Raw genomic sequence first — 13689 nt, forward strand, 5'->3', positions numbered from 1 at the left:
GGAGCGCGGGACATCACTGCGGACGGACCGTACGGACACGCGCCAGGACCGGGGCGGCATCCACGCGCACGGCCTTTCCGGCTCCGCAGCGGACGAGGCCGAGCCGGACCTGCTGCCCGTCGCGACCGGACGCCGTACCCGCGCCGCCGCTCGTGAACTGCTGCGCCCCGAATGGCGCAGGGCGGTGGCAGCCGGGGTGCTGCTGACTGCTGCGACCGCCATCGGGCTGCTCGCGCAGCCGTTGCTCGGCCGGATGGTCGACATCGTCGCCCGTGGAGGCGAGGCGAGCGCGCTGACTCTGCCCGTCGTCCTGCTCGTCGTCGTCGCACTCGCGCAGGGCGGCGCGACGGCGCTCGGCATGAGCGCCGTCGCCCGGCTCGGGGAGTCGGTGCTGGCGCGGCTGCGGGAACGGTTCGTCGAGCGTGCGTTGACGCTGCCCGCCGACCGGTTGGAGCGTGCCGGCGCGGGGGATCTGACCGCGCGGGTGACGGGCGATGTCTCGCGCGTTTCCGAGGCGGTCCGCTCTTCTCTTCCGGAACTCGCCCGTTCCGGGCTGACGATCGTGCTGACGCTGGGTGCACTCGCCCTGCTGGACCCGCGGTTCCTGCTGGCCGCGCTGCTCGCCGTCCCCGTCCAGGCCCTGACGGCCCGCTGGTACGTCCGCAGGGCCGTACCGCTGTACGCGCGCCAGCGGGTGGCGACCGGTGCACAGCAGCAGCAGCTGTTGGAGACCATCGGGGGCGCCGACACGGTGGGCGCCTACCTGCTGGAGGAGGAGCACACCGCACGTGTGGCGCGGCGTTCGCACGAAGCGGTGCGGATCACCCTGCGCGGTGTGCGGCTGGTGCTCGGCTTCTACGCCAGGCTGCACGTGGCGGAGTACATCGGGCTGGTCTCCGTGCTGTTCGCCGGCTTCGTGCTGGTGCGTGACGGGGCGGTGTCGATCGGTACGGCCACCGCCGCCGCGCTGTACTTCCACAGCCTGTTCGGGCCCGTCAACGCCGCCCTTGTGCTGCTGGACGACGCCCAGTCGGCGACGGCGGGGCTGGCGAGGCTGGTGGGAGTGACGGACCTGGCCGACGCCGACGCCGAGGACCCCGCAAACGAGCCCGCCCCCCTGCGCAAAAACCAACCGGCGCCTCACCATCGGGACTCCGGCACCGTCATCGCCGCGACCGGCCTCAGCCACTCCTACGGCACCGGCGCCCCCGTCCTGCATGACGTCGACCTGACGCTCAGGGAAGGCGAACAGGTCGCGCTCGTCGGCGCGAGCGGCGCGGGCAAGAGCACCCTCGCCCGCATCCTCGCGGGTGTACAGCCGCCCACCCGCGGCGAGGTCACGACTGCCGCGCCCCGGAACCCTCAGAGCCCGGCCACCGTGCTGGTCTCCCAGGAACTCCACGCCTTCGCCGGGCCGCTGGCCGAGGACTTGCGGCTCGCACGGCCCGGCGCCACCGAGGACGAGCTGCGTGCGGCGCTGGAAACGGTCGAGGCGCTGGACTGGGCCCTGGCGCTGCCCGAGGGCCTGCAAACAGTCATCGGCGAAGGCGCGTACGCGCTCGACGCCGTCAAGGCGCAGCAACTCGCCCTCGCCCGGCTGGTGCTGGCCGACCCTGCCGTCGCCGTCCTCGACGAGGCGACGGCGGAGGCGGGCAGTGCCGGTGCCCGGGCACTGGAGCGTTCGGCCCGGCAGGCGTTGCGCGGGAGGACCGCGCTGATCGTCGCGCACCGGCTCGCGCAGGCGGCCACCGCCGACCGGGTCGTCGTGCTCGACCGGGGCCGGGTCGTGGAGAGCGGTCCACACGAGCAACTCGCGTGCGCGGGTGGCCCGTACGCCGCGCTCTGGGCCGCCTGGTCCGGGGAGCGTGCACGCGCCGATCCGTGATGCCCATCCCCCGCAACGCACCTCCCACCCTGCTCCCCCACCTCCCTGGCCACTGAACCGAAGGGCTTTGCACATGCCTCCCCTCCTCCCCCGCGCTCGGCACGCTGCTGCCGCCACGTGCCTCGCACTCCTCCTGGCCGCCACCACCGCCTGCGGCTCCGGCTCCGACGACGAGGGCGGCGAGGGCGGTACCTCGGCGTCCTCGGCGGAGAAGGGCGCCTTCCCCGTCACCATCAAGCACAAGTTCGGCAGCACCACGATCAAGTCCGAGCCCAAGCGCGTGGTGACCGTCGGCCTGTCCGACCAGGACGCTGCGCTCGCGCTCGGCAAGGTGCCCGTCGGCACCACCGAGTGGCTCGGCGGCTACAAGGGCGCCATCGGCCCGTGGGCCAAGGACAAGGTGGGCTCGGCCGAGACGCCGACCGTGCTCAAGGACACCGGCACGGGACCGCAGGTCGAGAAGATCGCCAAGCTGCGCCCCGACGTGATCCTCGCGCTGTACGCGGGGCTGACGAAGGAGCAGTACCGCACCCTCTCGAAGATCGCACCCGTGGTGGCCCAACCCTCCGGGATCCCGGACTACGGCATCCCCTGGCAGGAGCAGACCGAGACGATCGGCAAGGCCCTCGGCCGGCCCACCAAGGCGAAGAAGCTCGTCGCCGCAGCGGAGAAGCGCATCGCCGAAGCGGCGTCCGAGCACCCCGAGTTCAAGGGCGCCACCGCGGTCATGGCCACCCCGTACCAGGGCCTGTTCGTCTTCGGCCCGCAGGACAACCGCACACGCCTGCTGAGCGACCTCGGCTTCGTCCCGCCCAAGGGCCTGGCCAAGGCCATCGGCAAGGACAAGTTCGGCGCGAAGATCAGCAAGGAGCGCACCGACCTCCTCGACAACGACGCCACGGTCTGGTTCATGACGTCGCCCGAAAAGGACGCCGCCAAGCTGCACAAGGACAAGCTGTACGGCGGCCTGAAGGTGGTCAAGGAGGGCCGGGAGATCAATCTGAAGGAGAAGAGCGACTACGCCCACGCCGTCACGTTCGTCTCCGTCCTCTCCCTGCCGTACACCCTGGAACGGCTCGTGCCGCAGCTCGCCGACGCCGTGGACGGCAAGCCGTCGACCAAGGTGCGTACCCCCGCGTCGGGCCGGTGACCGGGCGGTCCCGTGGCGTGCTGCTGTTTGCGGGGCTCGGCATGCTGCTGGTGGCGCTGTGTCTGCTCTCGCTCGGTCTCGGAGCGCTGAACATCCCGCCCACACGGGTGTTGGGCGCGCTGGCCGGGCACCCGGAGCCGGCCCGTGTCGAGGACGTCATCTGGACGGTGCGCGTGCCACGCACCGGCCTGGCGCTCGCGGCCGGCGCCGCACTCGGCCTGTCCGGCTGCGTGATGCAGGCGCTCACCCGCAACCCGCTGGCCGACCCCGGCATCCTCGGCGTCAGCGCGGGCGCCTCGTTCGCGATCGTACTGGCGGCGGGCCTGGCCGGGATCGGCTCGTTCCTCGGCTACATCTGGTTCGCCTTCACCGGGGCGCTGGTCACCTCGGTGACGGTCTATCTGCTCGGCCGGCTGGGTCGCTCGGGCCCGACGCCGGTGAAGCTGGCGCTCGCCGGGGTCGCCGTCACCTCCGTCCTCTCCTCCCTCACCAGCGCCATTGTGCTGACGGACCCGGACGCGCTGGACCGCTTCCGGTTCTGGTCGGCGGGCTCGCTTGCCGACCAGGACGGGGCGACCGTGCTGCGCGTCCTGCCGTTCCTGGCGGTCGGCGCCCTGCTGGCGCTGACGGTCGCGCCCGCGCTCAACAGCCTCGCGCTGGGCGACGACGTGGCGGCCTCGCTGGGGCGGAAGCTCGGCCTGGTACGGCTCCAGGGCGTGGCGGCCGTCACTCTGCTGACTGGTGCCGCCGTCGCCGCCATCGGGCCTGTGGTCTTCCTCGGCCTGGTGGTGCCGCACGCGGGGCGAGTCCTCGCGCAGTACGCCGGATTCGGGCCCGACCACCGCAAGCTGCTGCCCCTGTGCGGGGTGCTGGCCGCCTGTATGTTGCTCAGCGCCGACGTGCTCGGGCGGGTGGTGGCGCGACCCACCGAGGTCGAGGCGGGCGTCATCGTGGCGTTCCTGGGCGGTCCGTTCTTCATCGCCCTGGTCCGCCGCCGCAAGCTCGCGGAGGTATGAGCGATGCCCAAGTCCCTTCCTCCGGCGTCCGATTCCCTCGCGCCACGCTCCTTCCGGCTCCCGGTTCTGTCCGTATCCGGTGTGCTGCGGCCCCGGCTCCTACTGGTGTGCGCGCTGCTGGCCTTCGCCCTGGTGGCCGCACTGAGCTGGCACATCTCCGTCGGTGAGTTCGACGTGCCGGTGCCCGACGTGCTGCGCGCGCTGACCGGCTCCGGGGACGAGGGCACCAGGATCGTCGTCACCGAGCTGCGGCTCCCGCGCGCCATGGCGGGGCTGCTGGCGGGTCTGGCCTTCGGCGTGTCCGGGGCGCTCTTCCAGACCATGACCCGCAACCCGCTCGCCAGCCCCGACATGATCGGCCTCACCCAGGGCGCGGGCACCGCTGTCGTGGCAGGCGTCGTCCTCGGCTGGGACGGCGGCATGGGCCCGCAGACCCTCGGCCTGCTCGGCGCGATGGCGAGCGCGCTGCTCGTCTACGCCCTTTCATGGCGGCGCGGAACGACCGGCTACCGCATCATCCTGGTCGGCATCGGCATTTCCTGGGTGTGCATGAGCGCCACGGACTATCTGCTCGCCCAGGGCGGCCACCGTCAGGCGCAGTCCGCCGTCGGCTGGCTCGTCGGCAACCTCAACGGCCGCGACTGGCAGCAGGCGGGGCCGCTCGCCGTGGCACTGGCCGTTCTGCTGCCCACCGCGCTGCTGCTGGGCCGGCTGATGCGTACGCTCCAGCTCGGCGACGATGTGGCGGCCGGGCTCGGCACCCGCGTGCAGACGGTACGGCTGGCGATTGCGGTGACGGGTGCCGCGCTTGTCGCCTTCGCCACGGCCGCGGCCGGGCCCATCGCGTTCGTCGCCCTCGCCGCGCCGCAGATCGCCCAGCGTCTCGCCCGCGCCGCGGCACCACCGCCGCTGGCCGCCGGACTGACCGGCGCCGTACTGGTGCTGGTGTCCGACGTGGCCGCGCGCACCCTCATCCCCGACACGGAGCTGCCCGTCGGCATCGTCACCGGAGTGCTCGGCGCCCCCGTACTGCTCTGGCTGCTCATCCGCACCAACCGTGCGGGCTCAGGAGGCTGAACCCATGTCACACCCCGCGCACGTGTCCGGCCTGCGCGCCGACTCGCTGCACCTCGCGTACGACGACCGGCTCGTCATACGCGACCTCGACCTGGCTGTCCCCGAGGGCCGGATCACTGCCATCGTCGGCCCCAACGCCTGCGGCAAGTCCACGCTGCTGCGCGCCCTCGCCCGGCTGCTGACGCCACGCGAGGGCGTCGTACGACTGGACGGCGAGGAGATCCGCTCCATGCCGACCCGGCTGCTCGCCCAACGGCTGGGCATCCTGCCCCAGTCGCCCGTCGCACCGGAAGGGCTGACCGTCAAGGACCTGGTCACCCGGGGACGTTCGCCGCACCAGACGTGGTGGCGGCAGTGGTCCAAGGCCGACGAGCGGGCCGTGGCCGAGGCACTGGCCGCCACCGGCACCACCGACCTCGCCGAGCGCGCCGTGGACGAGCTCTCCGGTGGCCAACGGCAGCGCGCCTGGATCGCCATGGCCGTGGCCCAAGGCACCCCTGTCCTCCTCCTGGACGAGCCGACGACGTATCTCGACCTGGCCCACCAGATCGACGTTCTCGACCTCGTCGTCGACCTCAACCGGAACGAGGGCCGTACGGTCGTGATGGTCCTGCACGACCTCAACCAGGCGTGCCGCTACGCCGATCACCTCATCGCCCTCAAGGACGGCAGAACCGTGGGAGAAGGGAGGCCCAGCGACGTGATCACGGCGAGTGCCGTCGAAGACATCTTCGGGCTGAGCTGCGAGGTGACCACCGACCCGGTCAGCAGCACACCCCTCGTGATCCCCGTGGGCCGCCACCATGGAGCCATGGCCGCAGCGGCGGAGCAACTATAGGTCCCCCCGGTGAGTTGAGCTCCCCCGGCGCGAGCGCGTACAACTGCGGCAACAGGGTCTCCTGGATCTCGGTTGGCATCGCAAACCCGAGCTACCAAGAGGCCCTGTTCTCATGCCCGCGGCCCGCTGCGATCCGACCGAGACTTCCAGAAAGGGCGTGTGGCGCCGGCGACGACGGCACCACACGCCAATTGATGGTTTCGTCCCTACGACTTGATGGACGTCGTCTCTTTGCCGAACCCGTTGTTCGTCAGGTTCTTGTCGTCGCTGTCGGGATGTAGTTGTCGTGCTCGAACAGACAGAACGTCACACCCCGGAAACGCTCCGATATCGCGGCTCTCGCATCGGCCTGTGCGACCGAGCTCAAGCCAATGAGGCTCGATGCCCCCACCTACAGCGCGTTGACGGCGAGGGCAACGATGCGTTTCATACGCTTTCCCCTATCCTCTTGACCGCGCTAGAACCTGGCAGAGCTGGCCTTGTTGTCGAACCCGTTGTTGGTGAAGTCCTTGTCCTCGCTGTCGGGCCTGGCGGCGTAGCCCGACGAGCCCGCGCAGTTGGTCGCGTTGTACAGCCGCACCCGGTTGTTCGACGAGTTGATCATCGAACTGCCTTGGTTGTTGATGAGTCTGAGGTTGGCGCAGCCTGAGTCCCGACCGCTCTCCAGAGAGTTCCCGTCGAAGTCGTCATGCTGGTACAGGCAGAACTTCCCGTTGTGTCTGCACCGCTCCCAGAGATTGGCCCCAGTGTCGGCCTGCGCCGCCGGACTGAAACCCACAAGGCTCGCCGCGGCCAGCGACAGGGCACTGAGAGTGAGGGTTATCGTGCGCTTCATAAAGAAACCTTCCTTCGTGAGTAGCATGTGGCACCGAAAGTTCCGGCACCCCAAGCCGTTTGACGACATGGCAGTTTGAGAGGGCTCTCTTGGAGTGGCGCAGGACTCAACAGTCCGCCGCACCAGAAAATGGAATCTGCTTTCCGCAACGGTCGCTCGCATACCCTGCGAAGCGACTCACTCGGCCGAGTCCAGGCCAATCAGGACCGACACGCGCAGTGTTGGCGCTCTGACAGCGAGACAACTGGCCGCATCGACGTTTTCCCCTCTTCCCGCACGCCAGAAATCGATCGAAGTATAGCCGTGTGATCCCCGAGGTCTACCCTCTGCGAGCCGTAACTCCCCGATAACGAGGGCGAGTTGACCGATACGGAGGGGTCGGCCACTCCGGCGTGGAGCGCCTTGAGGAGTACTTCGCTCCCCACCGAAGAACCGCCCGCCTACGCCGTATCCGGGGCACCTCCCGGACGGAGTCTGGGGGAGGGTCGGGGCGCAGACCGGGATTCCGCTGGTCAGGGGCCGCCCAGCGGGCTGCCGGACCTGTTCACCGCCGAGGGGTTGCGGGCCAAGAACTGCCGTACGCGACGCTGCGCCCACTGCGGCCCCGACCCGCTGTAGGGCTTCGCACGTGGGTTGACGTTGGTGCCGCTGCACGGCATGGCAAGCCGATTCCGCCGCGGGCTCGACGGTGGTGACGACGGTGCCGACGAGGGCCACGGCTTGGGCTAAGGCGAGGCGAGGGCGGCGAGACAGTACTCGGCTGCCCCGCTGGAGCCTGGTTGCTCGTCGCTTCCTGCAGCCCCACCGCTCCGCGAGAAGCCCGCCAGTTCCAGCGGACGGCGAAAGAGACAAGCCAAAGACAAGGGCAAGGAGATCGCTCTCCTTGCCACTCTCAACGTATAGCGCAGTGGGGGGCTTGCCGCAAGGCCCGGGTCGCGGCGCAGAATCGTCGGCCGAGACGACCACGACCTGCGGAAATGGGGGGCACAACGTGCGTGTCTTGATGGCGACGTACGGGGGACGCCGTGACGTCGAACCCGTGGTGGGACCGGCAGTGCAGCTGCGGGTGCTCGGCGCGGAGGTGCGGGGTGCGGGGTGCCGCGCCGCCCCGAGAGGGCGGAGCGGACGGCCGACCCGTCGAAGGGACGGCAACCACAAATGAGGACGTACCCGACAAGAGGAGCGACAGAGCTGGACGCGCCAGTGATTCGACCGGCCACTGCAGTGCAACGGAGCACGGCTGCCTCGGAGGTAACGCAATGATCGAGCAGTACGTGTTGGATCTTCACGAGTGTGACGAGACGCAGGTCGCGGTCGTCGGTGGCAAGGGCGCGCACCTGGGTGCGCTGTCGCGGATCGAAGGCATCCGCGTGCCCGGGGGCTTTTGCGTGACGACGGGCGCCTTCCGGCGGATCATGGCGGAAGCGCCGTCGATCAAGGATCGGCTCGATCAGCTGTCGCGCCTGAGTCCGGACGACGGGGAGGCCGTCCGTACGCTCAGCGCGGAGATTCGCCGGACCATCGAAGGGGTTGCCATCCCGGATGATGTGGCGGCGGCGATCACCCGCGCGCTCGGCCGGCTCGGCGAGCACGCCGCCTGCGCCGTTCGATCCAGCGCGACGGCAGAGGACCTGCCGACGGCTTCCTTCGCCGGTCAGCAGGACACGTACCTGAACGTCGTGGGGCCGACGGCGGTCCTCCAGCACATCAGTCAGTGCTGGGCCTCGCTGTTCACCGAGCGGGCCGTGACCTATCGCCAGCGGAACGGCATCGACCACCGTACGGTCCACATGGCCGTGGTCGTGCAGCAGATGGTCTTCCCGCAAGCGGCCGGCATTCTGTTCACGGCCGACCCCGTCACGGGCAACCGGAAGGTCGCCACCGTGGACGCCGGATTCGGCCTCGGCGAGGCCCTGGTCTCCGGGCTGGTGAACCCGGACGTCTTCAAGGTGCGAGGCGGCGAAGTCGTCGCCAAGGCGATTGCCGCCAAACAGCGTGCCGTTCGCGCCCTGCCGGCCGGCGGTACGCAGGAAGTGGCGATCGACTCGCAGCGGCAGGAGCAGCCGGCGCTGACGGATGAGCAGGTCGTACGGCTCGTAGAGCTCGGGCGGCGGATCGAGGCGCATTTCGGCTGCCCGCAGGACATCGAATGGTGCCTGGTCGATGACGGATTCCAGGTCGTTCAGAGCCGGCCGATCACGACACTGTTCCCCATCCCCGAGGCCGACGACCAGGAGAATCACATCTACGTCTCCGTCGGTCATCAGCAGATGATGACCGACCCCATGAAGCCCCTCGGACTCTCCGTGTGGCAGCTGACAGCCATGGTGCCGATGCAGGCGGCCGGCGGGAGGCTGTTCGTCGACGTCACCCGGCGCCTGGCCTCGCCCGCGAGCCGCGCCGGCCTCCTGGACCTCATGGGGAGAGGAGATCCGCTGGTCAGGGACGCGCTGGAGACCGTCCTGGACCGCGACGATTTCGTCCCGTCGCTCCCGGACGCGGGCCCCGGCGGGCCTCCCCCAGCCCCGGAAAGTACCCCCATGGCTGGCCGGGCGCCCGCCCCGATCGAGACCGATCCGGCCATCGTCACCGAGCTGATCGAGCGCAGCCAGGCATCCATCGCCACCCTGGAGCGCGACATCCGTACGAAGACCGGACCGGCGCTGTTCGACTTCCTGCTGGAGGCCTTCGAGGAGCACAAACGAGTCCTGGGTGATCCGCTGAGCATGCAGGCGCTCATGGCGGGGATGGAGGCCACGTGGTGGCTCAACGACAAGCTGCACGAGTGGCTTGGCGAGAAGAACGCGGCTGACACGCTCACGCTGTCCGCCCCCGACAACGTCACCTCGGAGATGGGACTGGCGCTGCTCGACGTCGCGGACGTGATCCGGCCCCATCCGGAGGTGGTGGCGTTCCTGGAGGGCGTCGAGGACGAGGGCTTCCTGGACGAGCTGGCGAAGCTCCCGGGCGGGACCGAAGCACGCGACGCCATAGAGAACTACCTCGACCGGTACGGCATGCGCTGCGTCGGGGAGATCGACATCACCAGACCACGGTGGCGCGAGCGCCCCACCACGCTGGTGCCCGTGATCCTCGATAACGTCAGGAACTTCGAGCCGGGCGCCGCCGAGCGGCGCTTCGAGGAAGGCCGGCGGAAGGCGCAGATGAAGGAACGGGACGTTCTGTCACGCTTGCGGGCCCTGCCGGACGGGGACCGGAAAGCCGACGAGGCCAAGCGGATGATCGACCGCGTCCGAACCTTCATCGGGTACCGGGAGTATCCGAAGTACTGCATCGTCAGCCGCTACTTCGTCTACAAGCAGGCCTTGCTTGCCGAGGCCGAGCGTCTCGTGCAGGCAGGCGTGCTTCCCGAGAAGGAGGACGTCTTCTACCTCACGTTCCAGGAACTCCACGACGTCGTGCGCTCGAACCAGGTGGATGACCAGCTCATCCAGCAGCGCAAGGACGCGTTCCGGTCGTACCACGCGCTCACACCGCCCCGGGTGCTCACATCGGATGGTGAGGCCGTCACCGGGGCGTACCGGCGCGACGACGTACCGGCCGGCGCCTTGACCGGCCTACCGGTTTCCGCCGGGACCATCGAGGGAAGAGCCCGCGTCATCCTCGACATGGCGGAGGCCGATCTCGAAGCGGGCGACATCCTGGTCACGACCTTCACGGACCCCAGCTGGTCGCCGCTGTTCGTCGGAATCGCGGGCCTGGTGACGGAGGTGGGCGGTCTGATGACCCATGGAGCAGTGATCGCCCGGGAGTACGGCTTGCCGGCCGTCGTGGGCGTGGAGCAGGCCACCCGCCTGATCCGGGACGGGCAGCGGATCCGCCTGCACGGAACCGACGGGTACGTCGAGATCCTGTCTTGATCGACCGTGGAATCGCTGCGGGCCGTATGGAACCGGAACGGTACGACCTTCTGCGCGGGCTGTTGCATGAGCTGGGGCAGTAGGTCGGCAGGGTGTAGTGGGAGGGAGGGGCGTCACCGCCGCGGACTGGCGCGCGCTATGCCCGCTCAACGCAGTGTGGCCGGGGCCCGGTTGTGTGGTTCGGCGTCAGGTGAGGGCTACGGCATTGAGGTTCCTGCTGTTGAGGTGTGTGGTGATCGTGCCTTCTGGGCTCAGGCCGAGGCCGCAGGGTGCCTACAGGCGCGCCTTGAAGGCGGGTAAGCCGTCGTCGGAGTCCTGGCCGCCGCCGGCCATGTGCGCGGGGTGGTCCTCGACCCTTCCCCTGCTGCACGCCGTCTTCGGCGTCACCGTGCGCCCCACCGGCCGTCCCCCTGGTCGGCTTCTCCGCCTGCGGCACCCTCGATGACATTCCCTCCAGCACCACTACTGGTCGCCCGGGCGCCGGTCGTAGACCGCGCACGGCCCCGGACCCGGACTGGGCAACGCGGCACTGCCGACGGCTAGTGGCCGTTCCGGCGGCAGACTTTGCCAAACGGTCGACCACTTGCTTTTCCTGGTCAGATAGCTTTCACGGCATCCATTGATCGTTATGTGCGGGCTCATTCGGCATGACCGACCGGGTCCGTGAGGAGGGGTGTGCCATGAGTGCGGTCAACCTGGCGGAGACGGCGGCCGGTCTGCCGACGGCGTGGAGTTCTCGCACGTTGGGTCTGGTGGGGGCGGCCTGCGTGAAGGTGCTGCGCATGGATGAGCTGCCGGTCGAGGAGGAGAGCCATGAGGCCGCCGAGGCGCTACTGGTGCTCGACGGCCGGCTGGAACTGGAGGTGGACGGTATGCCGGTGTCGGTGCGGGCGGGCGAGCTGTACATGGTGGCGGCGGGAACTGCACACGCGGTCCGTCCCGGGAGCCGGGGCACGTTGGTGATCGTGGAATTGGCGGAGGAGTGAGGCTCTTCAGGGCGCCCTGGCCGGGGACTTGGTGGGCCAGGTGCGGATGGGTGAGTGCGGGGCGAAGTCGGTCTTCGGTACGGCCCGGGCATTGTGTCGGCGCACGTAGGCGGCGACGGCGATGCTCTGTTCGTGGTGGCTACGGTGGGCGGTGCCGTCGTTGGGCAAAGGGGCGCAGGGTCGGCGAACTCGGGCTCGATCCAGTCCAAGGAGCGGGCCGCGGGGGGGGCAGCGCTGAGCCGTTCCGCTGGCTCCGGGTTTGTCGGTCGCTTCCCACTGGGCGAGGCAGGCGGCTGCCAGGGCGGTGGAGAGCGTCGTCGTCGACGGGCTGCCCGGCGGAATGGGGGCGACGCGCTGCCGAGTTCGTCAGGCCGCTGTTTCCCAGCCGTGTCCTCGGTGGGGAAAATCCGGCGGAGGCTACCGCCCTGGCCCTGCGACACGATGCCCCGCCAGCGCATATACGCGCGGCGGGGCTCTCACAGGCGCGCGTACATGCACTGGGCGAATGCGCTCCCCCAGCCACCGGCCTCGGCGAGATGCTCCGCTGTCGCGGCTCGTCCGTTCGCCTGCTCCGTCAGTCGACGCGGTCGCAATTCTCTGTGGAGTTGTTGTGGTTCCGCCACTGTGCGATGTCCCGGCTGCCGTCTACCTCGTTGCCGTTGTTCAGCAGACGGATACGGAAACGGAAGCAGTCTCCCTCTGCGAGGTTGAATGGCTGTTCGAGTACCTCGCCCCTCGTGGCACAGACCTCGTCGCCTGACGCTTGCAGGTCGTACTCCACCTGGTCCGGGTCTTTGGTGACGTTCCAGATCTTCAGGTCGGCCCGCGCACCGTCCGACTGCTTGTCGCATAACTTGACTTCGTCGCCCCGAGGCCAGAAGTCGACTCTTGCGCCGTTGGCGCCGGAGTCGTTCGTATACATCCAGTGGTGCGGTTCCGCCGCCTGCGCCGGGCTCGCCGTCACCGCGACGGCCCCCAGGCACGCCACACCTGTAGCTGCCGTACGTATCCATCGCTTCTGCATGTGCGCTCCTTCCTTTTGTTGCTGTCAAGAATGTCCCGCCGTGCGTTGTCAGGAAAGGTTCGAGGACTTTCACCCCTCTCGGGTGGGGTAATTGGCCGCGCGCCACCGTCGCCGACTGGCAGGTGCTCGGTCCAGCGGGGAGCGGTGACCACCACGTCATGGTCGGCCCCCCCACGCGAAAGTCTCATTGGGGCCGACTTCGGAGTGTTCGGTTGTGCAGGCCTTGATGGTGGGGGCCGGGGTGAGGGGCGACGGCTTCGGGGGCGCCGGTGGCGTGGAGCCCGTCGGGGTCCTGGCCGTGGTCGCGCGACAGGCGGGCCGGAAGACGAGGCTCAGCCAGAGCCAGAGGCGCGGGAGGGTTTGCCGTCACGGGTGAGGGCGGCGTAGCCGATAGCTGACGAGACGGCCGTCGCGGTGGCAGGCAGGGTCGCGGCGGCGGCCGGCCTGCATGCGGAGTGCCCGGTTCCTGCTCTCGTACCGGCCGGGGTGGTGGATGCGGAATGGGCGGGCTGCTACGGGAGTTGAGACCGGTATGACGACTGACCAGCGCACCATCACCAACCCGGCCGACCTTCACGACCCGACGCCGTTCGGTTACAGCCATGCCGTCTCGGCACCCGGTGAACTCGTTTTCATCGGCGGCCAGTACGCCTCCGATGCCACCGGCGCTCCGGTGCCCGGTGACTTCGCGACACAGGTGGACCTGGCGTTCGACCGGCTGCGGTCGGCGCTGGCGGGGGTCGGGCTCCGATACGAGCATGTGGTCCGCCTCGGTACCTTCATCGTCGACCACGACCTCGACAAGCTTGAAGTCCTCGGCAAGGCCCTGCACGCCCGTTTCGGCGACAGGCTGCCCGCCCAGACGCTGAGCGGCGTGGCCTCGCTCGCGCTGCCGGGAATGCTGTTCGAGGTGGATGCAGTGGCGGTGCGGCCGTAGCGGATGCGGCGCGTACGGAAGGCCTGATTCCGCCGTGGGTGGCTCTGTTCCGGTTATGCG

Annotated in this window: 11 protein-coding genes; 8 read left to right on the top strand and 3 right to left on the bottom strand. The window is 69.5% G+C overall.

Features of this window, described 5'->3' with window-relative positions:
• Positions 1-58: 58 nt before the first annotated feature.
• From ACQEU8_RS19765 to ACQEU8_RS19785, 5 genes are all read left to right on the top strand, one after another.
• Positions 59-1885 carry an ABC transporter ATP-binding protein gene (locus tag ACQEU8_RS19765; protein ID WP_433108578.1) on the top strand — a complete coding sequence of 609 codons (1827 nt, stop codon included), beginning with the start codon at positions 59-61 and terminating at the stop codon, positions 1883-1885.
• Positions 1886-1958: 73 nt separating this feature from the next.
• A complete protein-coding gene (locus ACQEU8_RS19770; protein ID WP_433102863.1) occupies positions 1959-3035 on the top strand; it encodes an iron-siderophore ABC transporter substrate-binding protein in 1077 nt (358 codons plus the stop codon).
• 41 nt (positions 3036-3076) lie between these two features.
• Positions 3077-4051, top strand: a complete 975-nt coding sequence (locus tag ACQEU8_RS19775) for a FecCD family ABC transporter permease (protein ID WP_433108580.1) — start codon at positions 3077-3079, stop codon at positions 4049-4051.
• Between the two features lie 3 nt (positions 4052-4054).
• Positions 4055-5128, top strand: a complete 1074-nt coding sequence (locus tag ACQEU8_RS19780) for a FecCD family ABC transporter permease (protein WP_433102865.1) — start codon at positions 4055-4057, stop codon at positions 5126-5128.
• Positions 5129-5132: 4 nt separating this feature from the next.
• The gene (locus tag ACQEU8_RS19785; RefSeq protein ID WP_433102867.1) at positions 5133-5966 is read left to right on the top strand and encodes an ABC transporter ATP-binding protein; all 834 of its coding nucleotides are present in this window, start codon (positions 5133-5135) and stop codon (positions 5964-5966) included.
• A 457-nt stretch (positions 5967-6423) separates the two neighbouring features.
• On the opposite strand, the gene ACQEU8_RS19790 is transcribed toward ACQEU8_RS19785, so the two are convergent.
• Positions 6424-6801, bottom strand: coding sequence for a peptidase inhibitor family I36 protein (locus tag ACQEU8_RS19790; RefSeq protein ID WP_433102869.1), 378 nt, complete (start codon positions 6799-6801; stop codon positions 6424-6426).
• Between the two features lie 1259 nt (positions 6802-8060).
• Here ACQEU8_RS19790 and rph point away from each other — a divergent pair.
• Both rph and ACQEU8_RS19800 read left to right on the top strand, forming a co-directional pair.
• Positions 8061-10682, top strand: coding sequence for a rifamycin-inactivating phosphotransferase (gene rph / locus ACQEU8_RS19795; protein WP_433102871.1), 2622 nt, complete (start codon positions 8061-8063; stop codon positions 10680-10682).
• Between the two features lie 680 nt (positions 10683-11362).
• Positions 11363-11668 (top strand): cupin domain-containing protein, encoded by a 306-nt coding sequence (locus ACQEU8_RS19800; protein ID WP_433102873.1) that lies wholly within the window; start codon positions 11363-11365, stop codon positions 11666-11668.
• 6 nt (positions 11669-11674) lie between these two features.
• Here ACQEU8_RS19800 and ACQEU8_RS19805 read toward each other — a convergent pair whose 3' ends face one another.
• Entirely contained in the window at positions 11675-11836 is a 162-nt protein-coding gene (locus ACQEU8_RS19805) for a hypothetical protein (protein WP_433102875.1), read from the bottom strand.
• 406 nt (positions 11837-12242) lie between these two features.
• The gene (locus ACQEU8_RS19810) at positions 12243-12692 is read right to left on the bottom strand and encodes a hypothetical protein (RefSeq protein WP_433102877.1); all 450 of its coding nucleotides are present in this window, start codon (positions 12690-12692) and stop codon (positions 12243-12245) included.
• A 532-nt stretch (positions 12693-13224) separates the two neighbouring features.
• Here ACQEU8_RS19810 and ACQEU8_RS19815 point away from each other — a divergent pair.
• The gene (locus ACQEU8_RS19815; RefSeq protein ID WP_433102879.1) at positions 13225-13629 is read left to right on the top strand and encodes a RidA family protein; all 405 of its coding nucleotides are present in this window, start codon (positions 13225-13227) and stop codon (positions 13627-13629) included.
• Positions 13630-13689 lie beyond the last annotated feature (60 nt).

Source organism: Streptomyces sp. CA-250714, from assembly GCF_050936705.1.
Taxonomy (GTDB): Bacteria; Actinomycetota; Actinomycetes; order Streptomycetales; family Streptomycetaceae; genus Streptomyces.

Coding starts and splice junctions, on each gene's coding strand:
- ACQEU8_RS19770 (WP_433102863.1), top strand. CDS start 1,959: ATGCCTCCCCTCCTCCCCCGCGCTCGGCACGCTGCTGCCGCCACGTGC.
- ACQEU8_RS19775 (WP_433108580.1), top strand. CDS start 3,077: ATGCTGCTGGTGGCGCTGTGTCTGCTCTCGCTCGGTCTCGGAGCGCTG.
- ACQEU8_RS19780 (WP_433102865.1), top strand. CDS start 4,055: ATGCCCAAGTCCCTTCCTCCGGCGTCCGATTCCCTCGCGCCACGCTCC.
- ACQEU8_RS19785 (WP_433102867.1), top strand. CDS start 5,133: ATGTCACACCCCGCGCACGTGTCCGGCCTGCGCGCCGACTCGCTGCAC.
- ACQEU8_RS19790 (WP_433102869.1), bottom strand. CDS start 6,801: ATGAAGCGCACGATAACCCTCACTCTCAGTGCCCTGTCGCTGGCCGCG.
- rph (WP_433102871.1), top strand. CDS start 8,061: ATGATCGAGCAGTACGTGTTGGATCTTCACGAGTGTGACGAGACGCAG.
- ACQEU8_RS19800 (WP_433102873.1), top strand. CDS start 11,363: ATGAGTGCGGTCAACCTGGCGGAGACGGCGGCCGGTCTGCCGACGGCG.
- ACQEU8_RS19810 (WP_433102877.1), bottom strand. CDS start 12,692: ATGCAGAAGCGATGGATACGTACGGCAGCTACAGGTGTGGCGTGCCTG.
- ACQEU8_RS19815 (WP_433102879.1), top strand. CDS start 13,225: ATGACGACTGACCAGCGCACCATCACCAACCCGGCCGACCTTCACGAC.